Raw genomic sequence first — 22,861 nt, 5'->3', positions numbered from 1 at the left:
CAGATTGCGCGGGGGGCAAACGCCTCGCATACTGCACTGCAATGAACATGCCGCACGCTCCCACCCATGTCACCGCCCGCAGCCTGGCCGGCGGGCATTTCCGTTATTTCGACTTCGTAATGGCCGCCTTCGTCGCGATCATCCTGCTGTCGAACGTGATCGGCGCGGGCAAGGTCGCGCAGATCTGGCTGCCGGGAGTCGGCTATTGGCCGTTCGGGGCGGGCATCCTGTTCTTCCCCATTTCCTACATCATCGGCGACGTGCTGACCGAGGTCTATGGCTATGCCCGTGCGCGCCGGGTGATCTGGGCGGGGACGGCGGCGGTGCTGTTCATGGCGTTCATGGCGTGGGTCGTCGTCGCGCTGCCGCCGGCGCCGGACTGGAAGAACCAGGCGGCCTACGAAGTCATCTTCGGCCAGGTGCCGCGGATCGTGCTGGCCTCGGTCTGTGCCTTCTGGGCGGGCGAGTTCGTCAATTCCTATGTGCTGGCCCGCATGAAGCTGTGGACCGGCGGCCGGATGCTGTGGACCCGCACCGTCGGCTCGACCGTGGCGGGGCAGGCGGTCGACAGCCTGATCTTCTACCCGCTCGCCTTCTGGGGCGCCGAGGGCTGGACCAATGCGCTGGTCGTGAAGGTGCTGTTCACCCAGTGGGTGCTGAAGGTCGGCTGGGAAGTGCTGCTGACGCCGCTCACCTATATCGTCGTCGGCTTCCTCAAGCGCGCCGAGGGCGTCGACGTGTTCGACGAAGGGACCGACTTCACGCCCTTCGCGACGCGCGTTTGAGGCGCAGCCGGTCGCGCGCGCGGACATCGGCCTGAAACCAATTCTTTCTGGCGTTCGGGGAAAATCCCCGCATGCTGGTATGAAATCGGTTGCCAGGGATTCCCGTGCTCGCGTTCAATCCGCTTTATTCCATCGCCGGGGTGCTCGTCGGGCTGCTGGTCGGCATGACCGGGGTCGGCGGCGGCTCGCTGATGACGCCGCTGCTCGTTCTCGCCTTCGGCTTCCACCCGGCCACCGCGGTGGGCACCGACCTGCTCTACGCCTCCGCCACCAAGACGGTGGGGGCGGGGGTGCACGGCCTGCACGGCACGATCGACTGGAAGGTTGTGCGCAGGCTTGCCACTGGCAGCGTCCCCGCGACGATCCTGACGCTGCTGCTGCTGTCGAGCGCGCAGGAGCATGCCAAGAACAGCGGCGGGGTGATCACGGTCACGCTGGGCATCGCCCTGGTGGTGACGGCGATCGCGACCTTCTTCCGCAGCCGCCTGGTGCTGATCATGGCGCCCCGGTTCGAGCGGCTGGGCGAGGCGCGGATCGGCTATGTCACGATTGCGCTCGGCGCGATGCTGGGTCTCTTGGTGTCGCTGACCTCGGTGGGGGCGGGGGCGCTGGGGATGACCGCGCTGCTGATGCTCTACCCGCACCAGGCGGTGAACAAGCTCGTCGGGTCGGACATCGCCCATGCCGTGCCGCTGACCCTGCTCGCCGGACTGGGCCACTGGATGCTGGGATCGGTGAACGGATCGCTGCTCGTGTCGCTGCTCGCCGGATCGATCCCCGGCATCATTATCGGCAGCCTGCTGGCGACGCGGACCTCGGACAAGGTGCTCGTGCCGATCCTCGCCGCGACGCTCGCGCTGGTCGGGATTAAGATGCTTTTCTGACAACAAAAAGGCCGCGGTCCGGGAACCGCGGCCCTGTATTCGGATGCGTTGGCGGTCAGGCGACTGCGGCGAGCAGGCCTTCGAACAGCCGGCGGCCATCGTCGCCGCCATGCGCGGCTTCGATCTTGCGCTCCGGGTGGGGCATCATGCCGAGCACGTTGCCCGCCGCGTTCATCACGCCCGCGATGCCTCGCGCCGAACCGTTGATGTTCTGCGCGTAGCGGAACGCCACGCGGCCTTCGCCTTCGAGGCGGTCGAGCGTCTCGGCATCGGCGAAATAATTGCCGTCATGGTGCGCGACGGGGATCGAGAGCTGCTCGCCCGCTTGATAGGCGCTGGTGAAGATCGACTGGCTATTGTCCACCACCAGCGGCACGTCGCGGCAGATGAAATCGAGGCCGGCATTGCGCATCAGCGCGCCCGGCAGCAGCCCGGTTTCGGTGAGGACCTGGAAGCCGTTGCAGATACCGATCACCGGCGTGCCGCGATGGGCTGCCTCGATCACCGCCTGCACTACCGGAGAGCGCGCCGCGATGGCACCGCAGCGGAGATAATCGCCATAGGAGAAGCCGCCGGGCAGGGCGATCAGGCCCAGGCCCTCGGGCAACTCGCTGTCGCCGTGCCAAACCATGTGCGGCGTGGTGCCGGTCACGCTCTCCAGCGCGACCGCGATGTCGCGATCGCAGTTGGAGCCGGGGAAGACGATGACCGCGGTCTTCACAGCTTTTCGACCCGGTAGTTCTCGATCACCGTGTTGGCGAGCAGCTTGCGGCACATATCGTCGATCGCGGTGTCGCTTGTCGAATCGGCGACCTCCAGTTCGAAGATCTTGCCGGCGCGGACATCCTCAACGCCCTCGAAACCGAGGCCGCCTAGCGCGTTCTGAATGGCCTTGCCCTGCGGATCGAGCACGCCGTTCTTCAAGGTGACGATGATGCGGAGTTTCATGGGCGGCGCTATGGCGCGAGAGGGCCGAAGTCGCAACGGTAAAACGTGGGAACAGTCGTTTCCTCCACCGCGAAGCGGGGAAGGGGGACCGCCGCCGCAGGCGGTGGTGGAGGGGGCAAACGACAAAGGGCCCCGCGTGCGGCGAGGCCCCTCCACCATTCGCGATGCGAACGGTCCCCTTCCCCGGCGTGCCGGGGGAGGAAACGGAATGTTACTTGCCGCGCTTCTTGCGATGCGTCTCGAGGTCGAGCACGTCGGAGCCGTCGCCTTCCGGGAACAGGCCCAGGCGGCGGGCGACTTCCTGATAGGCCTCGACTTCGCCGCCCAGGTCGCGACGGAAGCGGTCCTTGTCGAGCTTCTCGCCCGAGGCGATGTCCCACAGACGGCAGCCATCGGGGCTGATCTCGTCGGCGAGGATGATCCGAGGATAGTCGTTTTCCCAGATCCGGCCGAATTCGAGCTTGAAGTCGACCAAGCGGATGCCGATGCCGGCGAACAGGCCCGAGAGGAAGTCGTTCACGCGGATGGCCATGTCGGCCATGTCGTGCAGTTCCTCCTGCGCGGCCCAGCCGAACGCCAGGATATGCTCGTCGGTGACCATCGGGTCGCCGAGCGCATCGTCCTTATAGTAATATTCGACGATCGTGCGGGGCAGCGGGGTGCCTTCCTCGATGCCGAGCTTCTTCGCCAGCGAACCGGCGACGACGTTGCGCACCACGACTTCGATCGGCACGATCTCGACCTGGCGGATCAGCTGCTCGCGCATGTTGAGGCGGCGGATGAAATGCGTCGGGATGCCGATGCCGCCGAGCAGGGTGAAGACATGCTCGCTGATGCGGTTGTTGAGCACGCCCTTGCCGTTGATCGTGCCCTTTTTCTGGGCGTTGAAGGCGGTTGCGTCGTCCTTGAAATACTGGATCAGCGTGCCCGGCTCCGGACCCTCGTAGAGAATCTTAGCCTTGCCTTCGTAGATTTGCCGGCGGCGTGCCATGTCGGCCTAGTCCCTTGGAAATGCGTTGCCCCGGCTCCACGGGATTTCTCCGCGTGACCGCCGGGGCTCTGGAAGGCTTCGCGCTATACCGCAAGGGGGGCGGGGGTGCAATGCGGCGCCGCTCCCCTTGCAGGACTTGTTCACGCGACCGGTTTCGAGCGGCGGAGCAGCGTCGCCACGCCTACGCCCGCGCCGAACACGGCGGCCCAGGGCAGCAGGTAGATCGCCAGCGAGAGCAGCAGCTGCATGCCCCAGACGAAGGCCAAGGCCGAGCCTTGCGCCGCCTCGCCGAGCGCTGCGCCGACGCTGGCACCCGAGGCGGGGGCGGCGAGCGCCTGGTAGCGGATCTCGACATCGGCCATCGCCACGCGACCCTGGAGTTCGCGCTGCCAGCTGCGCGCCTTGTCGAGCTCTTCCTGCGCGGCGGCGACCTGGTGCTCGGCATGGACGAGATCGGCGACCGATCCCTTGCGGGTGCGCAGCGTCTCGGTCAGGCGGGCGACGAGCAGTTCGCGCTGGCGGATGCGCGCGGCGGTATCGGTCAGGTCCTTGGACACGTCCTCGCCGGCGACGTCGGTGTTCGCCGCGCGACCGCCCGCCGCTGTCACTTGCCGCGCCGCTTCGCCGGTGAAATAGCCCGCATCGGCGGCGGTAACGCGGAGCTTCAGCAGGGCGTCGCCGATGCGGCCTTCGGCCTCGTTGCGGGTCAGCATGACCAGCTGGCAGCGTGCCGGCCCCAGCCGCTCGCAGATGGCACGGTGCCCGTCCTGCGTTTCTGCGAGCCGTGCCTCGGGGAGCAGGAAGCTGAGCGTGTAGCGATAGCTGAGCTGGGGCAGGGCGACCTTGAGAGGCTCCGCCCCGGGGTTTGCCGGCGCCTCCGCTTCCGCCACCGTGTCCCTGGCGCTGTCTTGCCGGTTGGAGGAACAAGCGGCGAGCAGCGCTGCACAACCGAGCACGAGAAATTTGCGCATCGACATCCCCTTGATGGTGACGTGCAAATCCCATCATCGGGCTAGGATAAAGTCAAGTCACAATTTCGCCGCAATTGGGGCGGGATTGCGGCTACCGCCCACGTGGCGACGACCCGGCAAATATTGCCGCGCCGCGCTCGCTCGGTGCAGATGCGTCCTAAAATGAAGGGGGATGAGGGTAGGACGGAAGGTCACGATGACGCGCTTCGGCAAGGCAATGTTGGTGGGGCTGGATCATACTCCCGAAGCGGGTATCAAGCCGTACACCGCGCAGGTTGTCGAAGGCATAAGGCGCGATACGCGGCTGGGGCGGCTGCGCCACCGGCTGTTCTACAACTATGCCTATAATTATATCTTCTGGCTGCGCACGAGATCCAACGATCCTGCCAGGCTGCGCAAGCTTAGCCGCATTGAACGGCTGCTGCGCGAGCCGCTTGCGCGGATCGGCCGCACGCCGCGCGCGGCCGAGTTCCACGAGATCGACTTCCACTTCGCCGAGAAGATGCTGGATCCCGCGCTGGTCGATCGCATGGCGACGGCGATGTTCGCGCCGCAGACCTTCACCGATCCCTATCTGCCGGGTTTTGAGCATCGCGGTGCGCCCGAGGCTACGGATCATCCTTTCCTGTACATGGATGCGCAACGTCTCTTCGAGGATCCGGCCTTCCTCGAAATCTGCAGCAACCCGGATCTGATTGCCTTTTGCCGTGAGACGCTGGGGCCGCGCGCGGTGCTCAGCTGGGCCTGGGCGTGGATCTCGCAGCCCACCGGCTTCGCCTATCAGAACCAGAACTGGCATCGGGATTGCGCCGAGCCGCTCAACTTCATCCGCGTGTTCGTGCCGCTTTCGCCGATCGAAACGCGGGCGGACGGACCGCTGGAGATGATACCAAGGACATCGAGCCTGCGTGAATTCTACGAAGTGCGTCGCTTCCACGACGAAGATCTGGAGCCACTGAAGCAGGCCATGGGCGCCGGGGTGGTGCTGGCGGATAAGGGCGACGTTTATTTCGTCAACACCTTCGCGCTCCATCGCGGCACACCGCCGACGCACCGCCGCGGCATGCTTTCGCTGCTCGTCTCGATCGGGCCGTCGCACCGCACACCTTCAATCCGCAAGCTGAAGTTGCGCGAGCTGCCCGAGCATCTGCGGCCGCTGATCGCCAAGAACCGCAGCTTCTTCCGCCATCTGGTGGGCTGATTCCGAAACAATTCGGGGCATCGATCGGATCATAAGGGGAACGCCCTTGGCGTTTCCCCCTCCTGCCTGCTATCCGGGATGGCGATGAGCCTCGACACCGATGTTTCCGAACCTTCCGGCGCCTCCGATGTGCCCTTCGACAGCGCGCTTTCCGAGCGCTACCTCGTCTATGCGCTGTCGACGATCACCGCGCGTTCGCTGCCCGATGTCCGCGACGGGCTGAAGCCGGTCCATCGCCGGCTGCTCTGGGCGATGCGGCTGCTCAAGCTGGACCCGGCGAGCGGGTACAAGAAGTGCGCGCGCGTCGTCGGCGACGTGATCGGTAAATACCATCCGCATGGCGATGCCTCGGTCTATGACGCGATGGTCCGGCTCGCGCAGACCTTCGCGCTGCGCTATCCGCTGGTCGACGGGCAGGGCAATTTCGGCAATATCGACGGCGATAACGCCGCCGCCTACCGCTACACCGAGGCGCGGCTGACCCAGGTCGCAATCGACCTGATGGACGGGCTCGACGAGAATTCGGTCGATTTCCGCCCGACCTACAATGGGGAAGACGAGGAGCCGGAGCTGTTCCCCGGCCTGTTCCCGAACCTGCTCGCCAATGGCGCGGCGGGCATCGCGGTGGGCATGGCGACCAGCATCCCGCCGCACAATGCCGCCGAGCTGATGCAGGCCGCCGTCGCGCTGATCGACAATCCGCAGGCGAACGTGCTCGACTATGTGAAGGGCCCGGACTTTCCGACCGGCGGCATCGCGGTCGACAGCCCCGCCGCGATCGCCGAGGCCTATGCCACCGGCCGCGGCAGCTTCCGCGTGCGTGCCAGGATCGAGAAGGTGACCGAGAAGGGCGGGGGCTGGCACCTCGTCGTCACCGAAATCCCCTACGGCGTGCAGAAGGGCAAGCTGATCGAGGGCATCGCGGCGCTGGTCAACGACAAGAAGCTGCCGATCCTTGGCGACGTGCGCGACGAATCCGCGGAGGACATCCGCATCGTCCTCGAACCGCGCAGCCGCACCGTCGACGCCGACACGCTGATGGACAGCCTCTACCGCCTGTCCGACCTCGAAGTGCGCGTGCCGCTCAACCTCAACGTGCTCGACAAGAACCGAACCCCGCGGGTGATGAGCCTGGCCGAGGCGCTGGCCGGCTGGCTGGAGCATCAGTTCGTCGTGCTGCAGCGCAAGTCGCAGCACCGGCTGGAGAAGATCGCCGACCGGCTGGAGCTGCTGCGTGGCTATATCACCGCCTATCTCAACCTCGACCGGGTGATCGAGATCATCCGCACCGAGGACGAGCCCAAGCCGATCATGATGGCCGAGTTCAGCCTGACCGACCGCCAGGCCGAGGCGATCCTCAACATGCGCCTGCGCTCCCTGCGCAAGCTGGAGGAGATGGAGCTTCGCCGCGAGCAGGAGAAGCTGGAGAAGGAACAGGCCGAGCTGGAGACGCTGCTCGGCTCGGAGGCGCGCCAGCGCACCTGGATGAAGCGCGCGCTGGGCAAGATGATTACCCGCTACGGGCTCGATACTCCGCTCGGCGCCCGCCGAACCGCGATCGTCGAGATGGCGCCGGCCCGCGAGATCCCGCTGGAGGCGATGATCGAGCGCGAGCCGATCACCGTCATCCTCTCGCAGCGCGGCTGGATCCGCGCGATGAAGGGGCATGTCGAGGATCTCGGCGGCGAGGCGCTCAAGTTCAAGGAAGGCGATGGCCCCTTCCTGGCCTTCCACGCCCAGACCACCGACAAGCTGCTGCTCGCCGCCGACAACGGCCGCTTCTACACGCTCGGCGCGGACAAGCTGCCCGGCGGCCGCGGCTTTGGCGAGCCGGTGCGGCTGCTGATTGATCTGGAGGCCGAGCGGCACATCGTCAATCTGCTGCCCGCAAGCGCAGCACCCAAGCTGCTCGTCGCGGCGAGCGACGGGCGCGGCTTCATCGTGAGCAGCCAGGAAGTGATCGCCGAGACGCGCAAGGGCAAGCAGGTGGTGACCCCGCGGCCCGGCGCGCACCTCAAGCTGGTCCGCCCGATCGGTGCCGAGGATGATTTCGTCGCGGCGATCGGGGACAATCGCAAGATGCTGGTCTTCCCGCTTTCCGAAGTGGCCGAGATGACGCGCGGGCAGGGCGTGCAGCTCCAGCGCTACCGCGATGGCGGCCTGTCCGACGTGATCACCTTCAAATTTGCCGATGGCCTGCGCTGGCGCATGGGCGGCGAGCAGGAGCGCTATCGCTCCGAGCCCGACGTGATGCCGTGGCGTGCCGCGCGCGGGGCAGCGGGGCGGATGCCGCCCACCGGCTTCCCGCGTGATAATAAATTTTGATTGATAAAACCTGTGGATGCCTCCGCGTCCTTCAGGCCGCTTTAACTAGTTTGCGGCTATGCCGAAGGAGATGGCGTTTCGAAGGGTCCGGGCTCTGAGTATGCGTACCGCGGAGCCTGCTCCGCGGATCGACGACCCGTCTTCGGCGCTGCCGCCGGGTACCGACGGGCTGCTCGAACTGATGCCGATTCCGGCCGCGGTGCTGGAGATCCAGGACGGCCGGTATAGCTTCGCTGCGGTCAACACCCAGTTTCGCGTCGCGGGGCTCGGTTGCACTGCGCAGGACTCGCCGGTGGTCCAGCTGCTCGGCGCGCGGATCGGCCAGTTTCTCGCCTCCGACCGCCAGCAGGAGGAAATCGCCTGGCGTTTTGGCGGCGAGGTCGACAGCCGCCATTTCCGCGTCGTGCTCGCCCGCCGGGGCTCAAGCGAACCGCGCTGCCTGATCACGCTGGTTGACCAGACCTCCGAACTGCGCACCGAGCAGAGCCTGCGCCGCGAAATGGCGACCGACAGCCTCACCGGCCTGCCCAATCGCGCCGGCTTCTCGGACGAGCTCGAGACCCGCATCGGCGCGGGCGACGCGGCGGCGCATGCCGTGCTGGTGATCAACCTCGATCGCTTCAGCCGGGTCAATGCCTGCATGGGGGCGCTCGCCGGCGACGAGCTGCTGATCTCGGTCGCGCGGCGGGTCAAGGGGGCGCTTCGCGGCCGCGACGTGCTGGCGCGGATCGGCGGCGACGAATTCGGCGTGCTGATGTCGCTGGACGACGGGCCCGACGACGCCGTGCAGGTCGCCAAGCGCGTCCATGCGGCGCTGACCAACCCGTTCCGCCTTTCCAATTTCGAGATCCGCATCGATTGCTCGATCGGTATCGCGCTCGGCACCGATATCGACGGCGACCCCGAGGACCTGGTGCGCAATGCGCAGCTGGCGGTCCGCCGTGCCAAGAAGAGCGGCCACACCGAATTCTACCATACCCGCGCCTTCGACCTGGCGCGCGAGCAGTTCGCGATCGAGACCGAGCTGCGCCGCGCCATCGAGAATGGCTGCATGACGCTCAACTTCCAGCCGATCTGCGACCTCGGCACCGGCCGGATCACGTCGTTCGAGGCGCTCGCCCGCTGGAGCAACGACGACGGTGTACTGATCTCGCCCAACGCCTTCATTCCCGTTGCGGAGGAATCGGGGCTGATCGTCCCGCTCGGCCGCTGGGCGATGGAAGAGGCGGCGCGCACGCTCGCCGAATGGGACGCCCGCGCCGGCGGCGATTGCGGCGTGAAGCTCGCGGTCAATCTCTCGGCGATCCAGCTGCAGCGCGACCAGATCGGCGCGATGGTGAAGAACGCGCTCGATCGCCACGCCATGCCCGGCTCGCGCTTCACGCTGGAGCTGACCGAAAGCGCGATCGTCAGCGATCCCGATCGCATCGCCCAGACCATGTCGGCGCTCAAGGACCTCGGCACCACGCTGGCGATGGACGATTTCGGCACCGGCTATTCGAACCTGGCATATCTGCAGAAGCTGCCGATCGACGTGCTCAAGATCGACCGCAGCTTCGTCACCGGCATGCTCGCCGATCGCGACAAGGTGGCGATCATCCGCGCGATCCTCAGCCTCGCCTATGCGCTGGGCATGCAGACGACCGCCGAGGGGATCGAGACGCCGGAACTCGCCCAGACCCTAGGCGCGCTGGGTTGCACCTACGGCCAGGGCTATCATTATTCGCGACCGGTCCCCGGCGACGCCGCCTTCGCGCTGATCGAGGCGTTCAAGGCCTGAGCCACTACGGCATCGGCGATCGCGTCGACGCGGGAAGCATCCGGGAATGCCTCCGCGATCCACTGGTCTTCGATCGTGCGCAGCGCGCGGGCGACATCCGGGCCTTTGGCGAGACCGCGCGCGACCAGCGCGCCGCCGGCGATCGGCAGGCGCGGGATCTCCCATCCGGTAAGTGCTGCCCAGCCCTGGGCGGCCTCGGCGTCGTCGGGGGCGGCGAGCAGCAGACGATCCTCCGCAGCCTCGCGGCCGATCCGATAGGCGAGGGCGCGGGCATCGTCGGTTCCGCCGTCGGTCAGCGCGAGGACCAGCCGCTTGCGCTGCGCGTTGGAGAGCTTGAGCCGCGCCCCGATCAGATCGCCGGCGGCCGGATCGCGCGGCAGCAGTGCGGCGAGGCGGCGGATGGGGTCGGGGACGGCGCCGAGCAGGGCTTCGCGTTCGGCGAGTGCTGCCAGCGTTGCGGCTGAGGTGATTTCCGGCACCACCGGCTCGAGGATGCCGCGCTCCAGCATCAGCGCCGTCACCCCCACCGCATCGCGCGCGACCAGCAGCTTGAGCAGCTCGTCGCGGATTCGCTCGCGGCTGAGCGCCATCAGGTCGCGTGCGCGGGCGGTGCAGGCATCCAGCCCTTCGGGATCAGGCGTGTCGCCGAAGCGGGCGAGGAAGCGGAAGAAGCGGAGGATCCGCAAATGATCCTCGGCAATCCGCCGCAGCGGATCGCCGATGAAGCGCACGCGGCGCGCCTCCAGGTCCGCCAGCCCTCCGAAATAGTCGTATAGTGCACCGCCGTTCGGGTCGGCATAGAGGGCGTTGATCGTGAAATCGCGGCGCGCGGCATCCTCGCGCCAGTCGTCGGTGAAGGCGACGGTGGCGTGGCGCCCATCGGTGGAGATGTCGCGGCGCAGCGTGGTCACCTCGACGGGACCGCTTTCGAGCACTGCGGTGATCGTGCCATGGTCGAGGCCCGTGGGCACCGCCCGGATGCCCGCGGCACGCAACCGGGCCAGCACCTCCTCGGGCGCGAGCGCGGTGGCAAGGTCGAGGTCGGCGACGGGAAGGCCCAGCAGTGCATCGCGCACCGCCCCGCCGACGAAGCGGCACAGCCCTTCGTCCGCACCCAGCACCTCGGTCAGCGCGTCCAGGCCGGCGCGGCCGCGCCAGTCGGTCTCCGGCAGCGTCAGCGCGGCCATGCCATCCGCCGCGAGAGGTTGACCAGCATCGCCGCCGTGGCACCCCAGATTCGATAATCGTTCCACATGATCTCGTAATAATGGCGCTCATGCCCTTGGTAGGGAGCGCTTTTCTTTTGATGGTTGATATCGTCGAGGAGGAAGGCGAGCGGCACTTCGAACACCTCGGCGACCTCGGCCTCGGAGGGCACCAGGGTCAGGTCCGGCGGTACCACCCCGATCACCGGCGTCACCTGATAGCCGGTGACGGTGCGGTACTGCTCGACCGTGCCGACCACCTCCACGAGCCTGCGGGGCAGGGCGATCTCCTCCTCGGCCTCGCGCAGCGCGGCGTCGACGGGATCCTTGTCCTCGGGATCGATGCGGCCGCCCGGAAAGGCGATCTGGCCGGCGTGGCGGCGCAGATTGGCGTTGCGGCGGGTGAGCAGCACGCCCGGCACGTCGCGATCAGTCACCGCGAGCAGCACCGCGGCGGCACTCGTCACCTGGGCGGGATCGAAAAAGGCGTGGTCGCCGGGGAGCAGCGTCGTCGCCTGGGCCGGCCGGCTGTCCAGCGCGCGCCGGAGCTGGTCGGCAAGCCTCATGCTTCGGGCTCGAGCGGGAAGAACACGCCCTGGCTCCAGACGCCCGGCGCGGCGCCGTCCTGCGCCAATGCGAGCTGGGCGAGCTCGTAATAGACGCTGCGGGCGACCAAGGCATCGAGCCCGCGGCGCACGACAAGATAGGGGTGGGGGCCATCTTCGCGCGCTTCGATCCGCAGCGGATGGTCCGGGCCGGCGACGACGACATCGCCGGTGTTCAGCCGAAAGGCCAGCCGCATGGTCGCGCCTTCGCCCTCGACCTTCAGTTCGACGGCGACGAAGGGCGCATCCTCCACCGCGATGTCGAGCTTCTCGACAGGGGTGACCAGCACGAAGCCGCCGGTGGGCTCACGCCGCAGGATCGTGGAGAAGAGCCGCACCATCGCCGGTCGGCCGATCGGGCTGCCTTGGTGGTACCAGGTGCCGTCGCGGGCGATGCGCATCTCGCTGTCGCCGCAATGCGCCGGGTTCCAGCTTTCGACGGGCGGGAGGCGATGCTCTTCCGCCAGGCGGGCGATCTCGGCGAGCGACAGGCTGGCGAAATCGGGGGGCGGCGTGTTGGGCATGGGCTTCCCTTAGCGCGCCGCGCGGCTTTGTCGAACCCTTGCGCGCGCAGGTGCGCGCTCAGGCGACCTTGCGCAGGCGCGGCACGAGCATGCCCGAGCAACTGGGCACCGCCGCGCCGCGTGCGAGCAGCCGGCGCGGCTCGAACGGCCCGGGCAGGCGCCAGCGGGCGGTACGGTTCGCATCGAATCCGAAGAAGCGGCCATAATATTCGGGATCGCCGATCAGCATCAGCGCCTCGGCGCCGGGCAGCGCGCTCACGTCCGCCGCGTCCAGCATTTCCTGCATCAGCCGGCGGCCGATTCCGCCCTGCTGCAGATCGGGCTCCACCGCGACGGGGCCAACCATGACGAGCGGCACCATCGGCCCCGAATCGCTCGCCAGCGCCACCGGCCAGCTCTGGATCGTGCCGGCGAGCTTGCCATCTTCGTTCAATGCGGCAAAACTGAACGGGCGAATCGGCTGGGTGCTCTGCCGTACGCGATAGGCGGTACGCAGATGCCGCTCGGTGCCGAACGCACGGTCGAGCAACGCCTCGACGGCGTGCGGATCGACCGCATCGAGCGCAACTATCTGAACCACCGCCTATCCTTCCCCGCCTCGGACCCGATGCCGAAAGGCGCGCGCCTTAGCGTTCCCTCGGCGGAGCGCAAGCGCGGATTTTGCCGATGGACATGCAGAATCTGCACGGGAAGTGCCCGGGCTTTCGGATGCGGCGCGATCTGCTATGGCGCGCGCCTGTTTCGCCCCAGGAAAGGCCGCTCGATTGCCCGATTCATTGCAGCTTCAGGTCATGGACCTCGAGGTGGAGGTGCTCACCGGAGTATATTCCGAGGAGACGCACCTGCCGCAGCCGCTGCGCATCTCCGTCATCGCCGATCTCGATTTGCCCGAGCGTTTTCTGCCGGACACGCCGCTCAGCGCCTCGAAAAGCTATATCGACCTCAAGCACGCTGCGACCGACGCGCTGCCCAAGGACGTGCACTTCACGCTGATCGAGGCGGTGGCCGACCATATCTGCGAGACGCTGTTCGTCTCCGATTCGCGGGTCCGCCGGGTCGAGGTGCGGATCGTGAAGCTCGCGATTGCCGAGGCCGACGAATCGATCGGCATCACGCTGGTCCGCCACCGGCGCTGAGCACCGGCGGCGGGGCAGGGCTCAGGTGCAGGGGCCGAGGTCGCGCAGCACGACCTGATAGTCCTCGCGCGCAGCCTGCGCGTTTTCGGGCGTCTCCGCGGTGATCGCGCTGTCGGGCAGCGTCCTGGGAAGTCCGCAGGCCAGCCGGTACCAGGCGAGCGTCTCGGGCTTGGGGGCGCCCGCATTGGGGTCGACGATGTCGCCCAGCGACACGCCCCAGTGCGGCTTCTCGCCCGGGCGCCGCAGGACCTGCAGCGAGATCGGCGCGCCGGTGGCGGTCTTCACGAAGATCTGGGTCTCGCCTTCGCCGGGGAGCGCGCCCGGCACATGGAAGGCATTGCCGATGCCGGTCACCGCCGGCGGGGCGTCGCTGGCCAGCACTTCGCGGGTGATGCCGCGGGTGCGCGCGTCAAGCTCGGGACTCCACAGATATTGACTGTCGACTCCGGTCAGCTGGATCTCGCCGGGCTTGTTGCCGACCGGGCGGGCGAACAGGAGCACGCGCTGCTTTTTCAATTTGGGTAGCTTGCCGCGAGAATCGAGGGGTACGTCCGCCAGGTACGAAATCTGGGTCGGAAGTGCGCTGCTACCGCGAATCAGTGCCAGCACATCGGCGGTGACGTAGAGGCGCGCCCGTCCCGATGCGAGACCGGGTGCCGCATTTTCCTTGATACGGATCATGTCGCTGATCCGCGCGTCGATCACCAGCGGCGCGTTTACTACGGCCGTCGCGACGGTGGCATAACTGGGTAAGCCACTTTGCGCTTCTTGGCGGATTTGCGCGGTTTGCGGGGCGGGTTGCGCAGACGCAGGAAATGCCGCAGCGCAACAAAACAGCAGGGGTAGGGCAGTTTTCATGCCGCTGCCGGTACCGGATTGTGCCGATCTTATACAGAAATAATTCTGCCATGGGCGCATTGTACGACCAATTCGTCCGACAAAGAGTTTGCGTCGTCGGAATGCCCACGATACAGACTCGGTGCTCTCGCCATCAGGGGCGCAGTGTGACCCGAGGCGAGCGGACTTGTGCGCGGCTGCCAGCCGGCCAGGGTCGCAAGCAGGATTAGAGGGAGTGACGTTGCCGAATGGCTTACGCTGACCGGAATGTAAGTGGCAGTCGTGTGGTAGCGATCGTAATCGTCGCTATCATCGTGGCTGGCATGGGTTATGCCTTCGTCACAGGTCTGGCATACCAATATATCAAGAAGAAGGCGGAAGAGCTGAAGACCTTCGAGGTCGAAGAGCCGCCGCCCCCGCCGGAGGAGATTCCGCCGCCGCCGCCGCCGCCGGACACGCCGGTGCCGCCGCCCCCGACCCAGGTCGTGGTGCCGCCGGCCATCGTGCAGTCGGTGTCGCCTGCGCCGCCGGTCGCCACCACCAACATCATCCCGCCGCCACCGCCGATCACGCCGCCTGCGCCTCCCGCGCCGCCGGCTCCCCCGGCCCCGCCGGCCCCGCCGCGGGTCGCGAAGGCACTGAAGCCGCGCAGCTCGCCGGGTTCGTGGGTGACGAACGACGATTATCCGTCGGAGTCGCAGCGTGCGGGTGAAGAAGGTGTCACGGGCTTCCGCCTCGACGTCGATGCGACGGGCAGGGTGGTTTCGTGCACGGTCACGTCGTCCAGTGGCTCGAGCCGTCTGGATAGCCAGGCGTGCAACCTGCTCAAGCGTCGTGCACGCTTCGAGCCGGCCGAGGATGCGAACGGCAACAAGATTCCGGCTCCGTACGTGAACCGGTTCAGGTGGCAGATCCAGAAGTAACTCTCCGGTTTCCGGTCCGCCGGGCAAGGTGGACCGGCTTGCGCAAGAAGCTATCTTTTAGAGGAAAGACCCAAAATGCTCACGACCATTCTCGCTGCCGGTGCCGCCGCAGCTAAGGGCGGCGAAAGCCCCTATGGCCTCCAGCAGGCGCTGAAGGAAGGCGGCCTGATCTCGCAGTCGGTGTTCACCATCCTGGTGCTCATGCTCTTCGTGTCGCTCTACATCCTCTTCACCAAGCTGTTCGAGCAGCAGAAGATCATCAACCAGGCGAAGCGCGTCCGCGCGACCTTCTGGAGCTCGTCGAGCCTGCGTGAAGGCGCTGCCAAGCTCGAGAAGAACTCGGCCTATCGCCAGATCGTCGACGATGGCCTGGAAGCCCAGGAGCAGTACAAGCTGCTGACCGACCCGGTCGAAGCGCATGACTGGCTGCACGGCTCGCTGGCCCGTTCGGAAGGTTCGATCAACTCGGCGCTGGGCGGCGGGCTCGCCTTCCTCGCGACCGTCGGTGCGACCTCGCCGTTCATCGGTCTGTTCGGTACCGTTATCGGCATCTACCGCGCGCTCATCAAGATCGGCTCGGCCGGTCAGGCTTCGATCGACGCCGTCGCCGGCCCGGTCGGTGAAGCGCTCATCATGACCGCACTCGGCCTCGTCGTCGCCGTGCCGGCCGTGCTCGCCTTCAACTTCCTGCAGCGCCGCAACAAGGCGATCGCCGAGAACCTCAACGCGTTCTCGAACGACGTGCTCGGCTACCTGGCTTCGGACGGCCGCGTGAAGCCGGCGACTGCCGCTGCCGCGAAGAAGCCGGCCGTTGCCGCTGCTGCGAAGCCGGCGACCACGACCGCTGGCCAGACCGGCGGCGCCCCGACCCGCCCGTAAGACCAAGGTCGCAGGGCTGCGCAGGTCGCGTGGCCCTGCCGCCGGATCGCGATCCGGCGCACAAGAGGATAGGATAACGCCCAATGGCGATTAGCACAGGCAGCGGCGGCGACGACGTACCGATGTCGGACATCAACACCACGCCCCTCGTGGACGTGATGCTGGTTCTTCTGATCATCTTCCTCATCGCCGTTCCCGTTGTGGTCCAGACGATCGACCTCGCGTTGCCGAAGGTGCAGTTCGAACCGACGACCACGAAGCCGGAAAATGTCTCGCTCTCGGTCAAGGGCGGTCCGGACGGTTGTGAGATCTACTGGGGTCTGACCCGGGTCAACCACACCGAGCTGCTCGACAAGGCGGTTGCCAAGCTGAAGGCCGAAATCGACCGTCAGGGTGGCCCGAACGCCGCAGGTCTCGAACTTCCCGAAGTTCATATCCGCGGTGACATCAACACGCCCTATCGCTGCATCGGCGGCACCATCTACACGATGCAGATGGCGGGTTTCGTGAAGGTCGGCTTCATCTCGGAACCGGAGCCCGGTTCGGGCAACGCCCGACTCTGAACGGCCTCGCTTAAGGAGTTACGACAATGGCAATGAGCGCAGGCCGTGATGACGGCGAGCCGATGATGGACATGAACACGACGCCGTTGATCGACGTCATGCTCGTACTCCTCATCATGTTCATCATCACCATTCCGGTCCAGACGCATGCGGTGAAGGTCGATCTGCCGCAGCCGAGCAACAATGCGTCGCAGCCCGTCGAGCCGGACAAGAACAAGGTCTATATCGACGCGCAGGGCCAGGTGTTCTGGAACAGCATGCCGATCAACGACGTGATGCTGCGCCAGTATTTGGACGCATCGCTGCAGCGTTCGCCGGAACCCGAGCTGCACTTCCAGCCGGATCCGGCCGCGCGCTACGACGTGGTCGATCGCGTGCTGGCTATCATCAAGCGGGCGAACGTCACGAAGCTCGGCTTCGTCGGCAACGAGCAGTACCGCAACGATTTCTGATCCGCGGCGCGGTCAGAGTATTTTGGGAAGGCGGCCCTTCGGGGCCGCCTTTTTTGTGTCTCAGGCAAGCGGTGGCGGCGGGGAAGGGGCTGGCCTGCGGAGCGATCTCCCGGATTGCGGCGCGCCTGCTGGCGCGATGCCGGCAAACGATGGCCGCTCGCGCCTCAGCGCAAATGCGGGGTTGCGACCGTGTCGCGAACGTGTCACGTATCAGTCATCCAAGTGTCATAAAAATGCAACCTTGGTGTCACGACTGAAAGGAGAGCGTTATGTCGATCAAACTTGTCGCAGCGGCCGCGGTGTCCCTCCTGGCCCTCGCCTCGCCGGTGCTCGCACAGGATAGGAACCTCGCGGCCCGCGAAATCATGACGGGTTCCTATGCGACCGCCGAGCAGAAGCTTCTGGACCAGATGCGCTTCGACCAGCGCCCCGAGCTGCAGCTGAACCTCGCCGCCATCTATTATGCCACCGGCAGGGTCGACGAAGCGCGCGCGCTGTACCGCGACGTGCTGCAGAAGGACGACGTGCTGATGACGGTGACGACCGATCGCGTCGCAGGGTCCCATGCCATCGCTCAGACCGGTTTGCGCTACCTCAGCCAGCGCCAGACGATCGCATCGCGCTGAGCGGGCAGCGAGCGGGTCGAGATCCGATCCGCTCTCGTACTGCTATAAAAGGTGAAAGCGCGCCAGGCTCCGCCGGCGCGCTTTTCCTTTTGGGCAGCAGATCGAGCTTAGAAGCTGGCCCAGTCGTCGCCGTCCGCGATGGCCTGGACCGGGACGGCGCGGATGGTGCCCGGGGCCTTGGCTGCGGCCGTCTGTGACGGCAGCACCGGCCGGCGCAGCGGCGCCTGCGGGCCACCGGTCTGGAAGGTGGCGGCATGGGCATCGAGCCGCGCGACCTGCGCGGTGAGCTGGCGCGCCGCGGCGGAGGTTTCCTCGACCATCGCGGCATTCTGCTGGGTCGCACGGTCCATGTCGCCGATCGCGCTGCTGATCTCGCGGATCGCGCTCGACTGGGCGCGATTGTCCGCGGCGATGCCGCCGAGCAGCTGGTGAACCTCGCCGACCGTGTCGACGATTGCCGCGAGGGCGTTATCGACGCGCTCGACTGCGCCGCGGGCGATCACGACCTCGGATTGGGTGACGGTGAGCTGATCGCGGGCGCGCTTGGCCTCTTCCTCGGCGCGCATCGCGAGCGCCGAAACGAGGTCGGCGACGACAGCGAAGCCGCGGCCTGCCTCACCCGCCCGGCCGGCCTCGACCGCGGCGTTCATGGCCAGCACGCGCGTCTGGAAGGCGATCTTGTCGAGGCCCTCGATGACGCTGTCGATGCCCTTGGCGCTGTCCGACACGCGAGTCATCGCCTGCACCGCTTCGTCGGCGGTGCTGCGGCCCGAGCCGACGACGCCGATCGCCTGGTCGGCGCGCTCCACCGTCACGCCGGCTGCGGTGGCGGTCGCGTCGATCCGCTGGTTCATCTGGGCGATCGCCGCGGCAGTCTGCTCGAGACTGGCGGCGTTGCCCTCGGTGCGGCGCGCCAGATCCTCCGATGCGCTGGCGATTTCGTTCGAGCCGGTGCGGATCGACGCGGTGCCTTCGAGCACCGTGCCGATCAGTTCGCGCAGGCTGCCGATCGCCGAGCGGAAATGATCGGCGAGCTTGGCATAATCCGTCGGGAAGTCGTGGCCGATGTCCGCGGTCAGGTCACCGCCGGCAACCTTGGCGAGGGCCTGGCCGAGCGCGTCCATCGCATGTTCGCGGGCTGCCTCGGCCTCCCGGTCGCGGCTTTCGGCTTGCTGGCGGGCAAGCTCGGAGGTGCGGAAATGCTGGAGCGCTTCGGCCATCGCGCCGATCTCGTCGGTGGCGGCATGGGCGGGGATGGCGATGTCGACCTTGCCGGCGGCAAGCGCACGCATTGCATCGGTCATCTGCACCAGCGGTGAGAACATCCGGCGACCGGCATACCAGGCGGCGCCGGCGACGAGCAGCGAAATCAGCGCCGCCGACAGCGCCAGCGTCCAGCGCGCGCCGCCGATCGCGCCCATCACGTCGTTCTCGGGAATGCCGACGAACAGGATACCGATCGTCTTGCCCGACGCGTCCTTGATCGGATCATAGGCAGTGAAGAAGCGTTTGCCGAGGATGTCGGCGGTGCCGCGATAGGGCTGGCCCTTGCCGAGCACCGTTTCATAGGCGGCGTTGCGCGCGAGCGGCGTGCCAACCGCGCGGCTGCCGTCTTCCTTCATGACGTTGGTCGAGACGCGCATGTCGCCGCGGAAGATCGTGGCGGTCCCGCCGACGAGGCGCTTCACTTCGTCGACCGGCGCGTCCCAATCGTTGAGCTTGTGGGTGCCGACATAGAGGTCGTCGCCGTCAACGCGGAAGTCCGCGCCATAGCCCTTGATCACGCTCCAGGCGACGCGCATGTTCACTTCCTGGCGCTCGGCGGCGGTCTGTGCGGCCTGCTGCATCAGTGCGCGATCGGCGACGAAGAAGGTGGCGATGGCGAGCAGGAGCATGCCGCCGACGGCGAGCATCGTCGTCTTGGAAGCTAGCGATAGGTTGTGAAAGCGCTTGAGCATGTCGATCCCGTCAAAATGGCCCCGCGACGCGTAATCCACGCTCAATGCGGTAATCTCCGTATTCATTATAGTGCAGGAAGTTGGCGGCGGTTTTCAGGGGTGCCTAAGGGCAATTACGGAGACCTCTCCGTTGCGCATCGAGATCTTGGCGAAGGAGGGAAGGATGGAGGAGGACGCCACCGGCGGGTGTCAGTGCGGCCGCATCCGCTACCGGGTGCGGATCGAGAATGACGACGCCTATCTCTGCCATTGCCGGATGTGTCAGCGCGCGACCGGCGGGGTCTCGATCGCCTTCAAGGGCGTGGCCAAGGCGAACGTGACCTGGGAGCGGGAGCCCGATCGCTATCGCTCGTCGCCGATCGCCGAGCGGGGCTTTTGCCGCGAATGCGGCACCCCGCTGACCTTCGAATTTCTCGACGGCGAGAACCTGGACCTGACGATCGGCAGCTTCGATGCGCCGGACCGCTTCCAGCCCCGCCACAACTACGCGGTGGAGAGCCTGCACGAACAGTGGCTCGACACGACCGCGCTGCCCCGATACCGCACCGAGGACAACCCGAACGTCGTCAAACGATGGATGGACGCAATTGGCCGACTACCCGACTGAAACGCACCGCTTCGCCAGCTTCGATGGGCAGGAGATCGCCTGGACCGAGATGGGGGAGGGGCGGCCCGTGGTGCTGATCCACGGCTATTTCTCCACTGCCGAGGTCAACTGGATCAAATACGGCCATGCCGCAAAGCTCGCCGCGCGCGGCCTTCGGGTGATCATGCCGGATCTGCGCGCGCACGGGCACAGCGCCAAGCCGCACGATCCCGCCGCCTATCCGCCCGACGTGCTGATGCGCGACAATTTCGCGCTGATCGCGCATCTCGGGCTCACCGACTATGACCTGGGCGGCTACTCGCTGGGGGCGCGCACTGTGGTGCGGATGCTCGCCAACGGCGCCACGCCGGACAAGGTGGTGCTCTCGGGCATGGGGCTGGACGGGCTGGTCGCGACCAAGGGCCGCGGCGCCTATTTCCACCGCGTGCTCACCAATCTCGGCAGCTTCCAGCGCGGCAGCTCCGAATGGCTGACCGAGGCCTTCCTCAAGACCACCAAGGGCGATCCGGTCGCGCTGCTGCGCATCCTCGACACCTTCGTCGACACCCCGCGCGACGAAATCGCGGCGATCACCCAGCCGACCGCCGTCATCTCGGGCGCGGACGATTACGACAATGGCTCGGCCAAGGAAGTCGCGGACCTGCTGCCGTACGGCCTGTTCATCGAAATCCCGGGCAATCACATGAGCGCGGTCACCCGGCCGGAGCTCGGCGATGCGCTGGTCGAGTTCCTCGCTGGTTGACGGGGGTGGGCAAGGCGCGGCAGGGTCGCGCCTTTCTTGATTCCCGGGGACTTAGCATCATGATCCGTACCGGCCTTTCGCTCGCGGCGCTCGCCGCGATGCTCGCCGCACCCGCCCAGTCGCAGACCAGCACGACGCCCGCCGCCGCGCCGACCGCGTCGGACGCCGCCGCGTTCCTGACGCGCGCGCAGCAGGAAATGGCGGCGTTCACGCTGACCGCCTCGCGGGTCGCCTGGGTCAACGCGACCTACATCACCGACGATACCGACGCGCTGGCGGCCGATTACGGCGCCAAGGGCACCGAGATGGCGGTCCGCTTCGCGCTGGATGCCGCGCGCCTGCAGAAGGCGCCGGGGCTCACGCCGGAGCAGCAGCGCCAGCTGACCATGCTCCGCGCCGCGCTGGTGCTGCCCGCGCCGACCACCCCGGGCGCTGCCCAGCAGCTCAGCGACATTTCGACCAAGCTCGGCTCCTTCTACGCCAAGGGCAAGGGTACGCGCGGCGGCAAGCCGATCAACGGCAGCGACATCGAAGCCGCAATGGGCACCAGCCGCGATCCCAACGAGCTCAAGGAGATGTGGGTCAGCTGGAACGACGCTGTCGGCGCGCCGATGCGCCCCGATTACACCAAGCTGGTCGGCATCGCGAATCAGGGCGCCAAGGAACTGGGCTTCGCCGACACCGGCGCGCTGTGGCGCTCGGGCTATGACATGCCGCCCGCCGAGTTCGCGGCGATGACCGACAAGCTGTGGAACGAAGTGAAGCCGCTCTACGTCGCGCTCCACACTTATGTCCGCCGCAAGCTCAACGAGAAGTATGGCGACGCGGTGCAGGCCAAGACCGGCCCGATCCGCGCCGACCTGCTCGGCAACATGTGGGCGCAGGAATGGGGCAATATCTATGACGTGGTCGCGCCCAAGGGCGCCGGCGATCTCGGCTATGATGTGGGCGACCTGCTCAAGGCCAAGAACTACGACTGGAAGAAGATGGTTCAGACCGGCGAGGGCTTCTACTCCTCGCTCGGCTTCGCGGCGCTGCCGGGCACCTTCTGGGAACGCTCGCTGTTCCTGAAGCCCGCCGATCGCGAAGTGCTGTGCCACGCCTCGGCCTGGGACATCGACGAGAAGGACGATATCCGCATCAAGATGTGCATCAAGGTGAATGCGGACGATTTCGTCACGATCCACCACGAGCTCGGCCACAATTACTACCAGCGCGCCTACAAGGCGCAGCCGGCGCTATACCGCAACGGTGCCAATGACGGCTTCCACGAGGCGATCGGCGATTTCGTCGCGCTGTCGATCACGCCCGAATATCTGGTGCAGATCGGCCTGCTCGATCGCGCCCAGGTGCCGAGCGCCGACAAGGATATCGGCCTGCTGCTCCGCCAGGCGATGGACAAGGTGGCGTTCCTGCCGTTCGGCCTGCTGGTCGACAAATATCGCTGGCAGATCTTCGACGGCACGATTCCCGCCAGCCAGTATGAGGCGGGCTGGAACAAGCTGCGCCTCCAGTACCAGGGCATCGTGCCGCCGGTGGCGCGCGACGAGACCAAGTTCGACGCGGGGGCCAAGTATCACGTGGCCGGCAGCGTGCCGTACACGCGCTACTTCCTTGCGCGGCTGCTCCAGTTCCAGTTCTACAAAGCGGCGTGCGACCAGTCGGGCTGGAAGGGCCCGCTGCATCGCTGCAGCTTCTACGGCAACAAGGAAGTGGGCGCGCGGCTGAACAAGATGCTCGAGATGGGCGCGTCCAAGCCCTGGCCCGATGCGCTGCAGACCTTCACCGGCAGCCGCGAGATCTCGGGCAAGGCGATGATGGAATATTTCGCGCCGCTGAAGACGTGGCTCGACGCGCAGAACAAGGGCCAGCCGCAGGGATGGTGATCGGAAGCGGGCGGCACGCCGAAAGGGTGCCGC

General features: G+C 66.8%; 24 protein-coding genes. 14 read left to right on the top strand and 10 right to left on the bottom strand.

The features are described 5' to 3' along the window. Positions 1–41 precede the first annotated feature (41 nt). Both GGR89_RS09435 and GGR89_RS09430 read left to right on the top strand, forming a co-directional pair. Positions 42–785 carry a queuosine precursor transporter gene (locus GGR89_RS09435; protein ID WP_164521715.1) on the top strand — a complete coding sequence of 248 codons (744 nt, stop codon included), beginning with the start codon at positions 42–44 and terminating at the stop codon, positions 783–785. A gap of 104 nt (positions 786–889) precedes the next feature. Next, positions 890–1,669, top strand: a complete 780-nt coding sequence (locus GGR89_RS09430; protein ID WP_125974210.1) for a sulfite exporter TauE/SafE family protein — start codon at positions 890–892, stop codon at positions 1,667–1,669. 55 nt (positions 1,670–1,724) lie between these two features. Here GGR89_RS09430 and purQ read toward each other — a convergent pair whose 3' ends face one another. From purQ to GGR89_RS09410, 4 genes are all read right to left on the bottom strand, one after another. Next, a complete protein-coding gene (gene purQ, locus GGR89_RS09425; protein ID WP_125974212.1) occupies positions 1,725–2,390 on the bottom strand; it encodes a phosphoribosylformylglycinamidine synthase subunit PurQ in 666 nt (221 codons plus the stop codon). Further along, on the bottom strand, positions 2,387–2,617 hold the full coding sequence (purS, locus tag GGR89_RS09420) for a phosphoribosylformylglycinamidine synthase subunit PurS (protein WP_125974214.1): 231 nt from the start codon (positions 2,615–2,617) through the stop codon (positions 2,387–2,389). Before purS ends, purQ begins: the two co-directional genes overlap by 4 nt. Before the next feature lie 211 nt (positions 2,618–2,828). Next, complete coding sequence (gene purC, locus GGR89_RS09415) at positions 2,829–3,608, bottom strand: phosphoribosylaminoimidazolesuccinocarboxamide synthase (protein WP_093295430.1); 780 nt, start codon at positions 3,606–3,608, stop codon at positions 2,829–2,831. A gap of 140 nt (positions 3,609–3,748) precedes the next feature. Then, positions 3,749–4,579: a DUF4349 domain-containing protein gene (locus GGR89_RS09410; protein ID WP_164521716.1), complete on the bottom strand. Its 831-nt coding sequence runs from the start codon at positions 4,577–4,579 to the stop codon at positions 3,749–3,751. Positions 4,580–4,751: 172 nt separating this feature from the next. On the opposite strand from GGR89_RS09410, the gene GGR89_RS09405 reads away from it, so the two are divergent. The 3 genes from GGR89_RS09405 to GGR89_RS09395 all read left to right on the top strand — a co-directional run bounded on the left by GGR89_RS09405 (position 4,752) and on the right by GGR89_RS09395 (position 9,885). After that, on the top strand, positions 4,752–5,780 hold the full coding sequence (locus GGR89_RS09405; RefSeq protein ID WP_245201614.1) for a phytanoyl-CoA dioxygenase family protein: 1,029 nt from the start codon (positions 4,752–4,754) through the stop codon (positions 5,778–5,780). Positions 5,781–5,864: 84 nt separating this feature from the next. Continuing rightward, positions 5,865–8,105, top strand: coding sequence for a DNA topoisomerase IV subunit A (gene parC / locus GGR89_RS09400; RefSeq protein WP_125974218.1), 2,241 nt, complete (start codon positions 5,865–5,867; stop codon positions 8,103–8,105). 100 nt (positions 8,106–8,205) lie between these two features. Beyond that, positions 8,206–9,885, top strand: a complete 1,680-nt coding sequence (locus GGR89_RS09395; protein ID WP_125974220.1) for a putative bifunctional diguanylate cyclase/phosphodiesterase — start codon at positions 8,206–8,208, stop codon at positions 9,883–9,885. Here GGR89_RS09395 and GGR89_RS09390 read toward each other — a convergent pair. From GGR89_RS09390 to GGR89_RS09375, 4 genes are read right to left on the bottom strand one after another with little or no spacing between them, the layout of a single operon-like run. Beyond that, the gene (locus GGR89_RS09390) at positions 9,825–11,072 is read right to left on the bottom strand and encodes a CCA tRNA nucleotidyltransferase (protein WP_125974222.1); all 1,248 of its coding nucleotides are present in this window, start codon (positions 11,070–11,072) and stop codon (positions 9,825–9,827) included. The genes GGR89_RS09395 and GGR89_RS09390 overlap by 61 nt on opposite strands. Further along, positions 11,060–11,656, bottom strand: coding sequence for a CoA pyrophosphatase (locus tag GGR89_RS09385; protein ID WP_125974224.1), 597 nt, complete (start codon positions 11,654–11,656; stop codon positions 11,060–11,062). The genes GGR89_RS09390 and GGR89_RS09385 overlap by 13 nt, the downstream gene beginning before the upstream one ends. Next, positions 11,653–12,219, bottom strand: coding sequence for a DUF1285 domain-containing protein (locus GGR89_RS09380; RefSeq protein ID WP_125974226.1), 567 nt, complete (start codon positions 12,217–12,219; stop codon positions 11,653–11,655). The genes GGR89_RS09385 and GGR89_RS09380 overlap by 4 nt, the downstream gene beginning before the upstream one ends. 58 nt (positions 12,220–12,277) lie before the next feature. Then, complete coding sequence (locus GGR89_RS09375) at positions 12,278–12,799, bottom strand: GNAT family N-acetyltransferase (protein WP_125974228.1); 522 nt, start codon at positions 12,797–12,799, stop codon at positions 12,278–12,280. A 184-nt stretch (positions 12,800–12,983) separates the two neighbouring features. On the opposite strand from GGR89_RS09375, the gene GGR89_RS09370 reads away from it, so the two are divergent. Further along, entirely contained in the window at positions 12,984–13,355 is a 372-nt protein-coding gene (locus GGR89_RS09370) for a dihydroneopterin aldolase (protein WP_093295416.1), read from the top strand. Positions 13,356–13,376: 21 nt separating this feature from the next. Here GGR89_RS09370 and GGR89_RS09365 read toward each other — a convergent pair whose 3' ends face one another. Further along, positions 13,377–14,036 (bottom strand): hypothetical protein, encoded by a 660-nt coding sequence (locus GGR89_RS09365; protein WP_206434272.1) that lies wholly within the window; start codon positions 14,034–14,036, stop codon positions 13,377–13,379. 404 nt (positions 14,037–14,440) lie between these two features. Between GGR89_RS09365 and GGR89_RS09360 the strand changes: the two genes are divergently transcribed. The 5 genes from GGR89_RS09360 (at position 14,441) to GGR89_RS09340 (ending at position 17,635) form a co-directional block, all read left to right on the top strand. Beyond that, a complete protein-coding gene (locus GGR89_RS09360; RefSeq protein ID WP_125974230.1) occupies positions 14,441–15,115 on the top strand; it encodes an energy transducer TonB in 675 nt (224 codons plus the stop codon). A 75-nt stretch (positions 15,116–15,190) separates the two neighbouring features. Further along, positions 15,191–15,994 (top strand): MotA/TolQ/ExbB proton channel family protein, encoded by an 804-nt coding sequence (locus GGR89_RS09355; protein WP_125974232.1) that lies wholly within the window; start codon positions 15,191–15,193, stop codon positions 15,992–15,994. An 83-nt stretch (positions 15,995–16,077) separates the two neighbouring features. Next, a complete protein-coding gene (locus GGR89_RS09350; RefSeq protein ID WP_125974234.1) occupies positions 16,078–16,557 on the top strand; it encodes an ExbD/TolR family protein in 480 nt (159 codons plus the stop codon). 26 nt (positions 16,558–16,583) lie between these two features. Then, positions 16,584–17,009: an ExbD/TolR family protein gene (locus tag GGR89_RS09345; protein WP_125974236.1), complete on the top strand. Its 426-nt coding sequence runs from the start codon at positions 16,584–16,586 to the stop codon at positions 17,007–17,009. Positions 17,010–17,278: 269 nt separating this feature from the next. Continuing rightward, entirely contained in the window at positions 17,279–17,635 is a 357-nt protein-coding gene (locus GGR89_RS09340; protein WP_125974238.1) for a tetratricopeptide repeat protein, read from the top strand. A 107-nt stretch (positions 17,636–17,742) separates the two neighbouring features. Here GGR89_RS09340 and GGR89_RS09335 read toward each other — a convergent pair whose 3' ends face one another. Further along, positions 17,743–19,593: a methyl-accepting chemotaxis protein gene (locus tag GGR89_RS09335; RefSeq protein WP_241213265.1), complete on the bottom strand. Its 1,851-nt coding sequence runs from the start codon at positions 19,591–19,593 to the stop codon at positions 17,743–17,745. Between the two features lie 163 nt (positions 19,594–19,756). Between GGR89_RS09335 and GGR89_RS09330 the strand changes: the two genes are divergently transcribed. From GGR89_RS09330 to GGR89_RS09320, 3 genes are read left to right on the top strand one after another with little or no spacing between them, the layout of a single operon-like run. Beyond that, positions 19,757–20,200 (top strand): GFA family protein, encoded by a 444-nt coding sequence (locus tag GGR89_RS09330; protein WP_125974242.1) that lies wholly within the window; start codon positions 19,757–19,759, stop codon positions 20,198–20,200. Next, entirely contained in the window at positions 20,181–20,942 is a 762-nt protein-coding gene (locus GGR89_RS09325; protein WP_125974244.1) for an alpha/beta fold hydrolase, read from the top strand. Before GGR89_RS09330 ends, GGR89_RS09325 begins: the two co-directional genes overlap by 20 nt. A gap of 59 nt (positions 20,943–21,001) precedes the next feature. Beyond that, entirely contained in the window at positions 21,002–22,828 is a 1,827-nt protein-coding gene (locus GGR89_RS09320) for a M2 family metallopeptidase (RefSeq protein WP_125974246.1), read from the top strand. The last annotated feature ends 33 nt before the right edge of the window (positions 22,829–22,861 follow it).

Source organism: Sphingomonas trueperi, assembly GCF_011927635.1.
GTDB classification, from domain to species: Bacteria; Pseudomonadota; Alphaproteobacteria; order Sphingomonadales; family Sphingomonadaceae; genus Sphingomonas; species Sphingomonas trueperi.
This window is presented reverse-complemented; position numbering and strand designations above follow the sequence as displayed.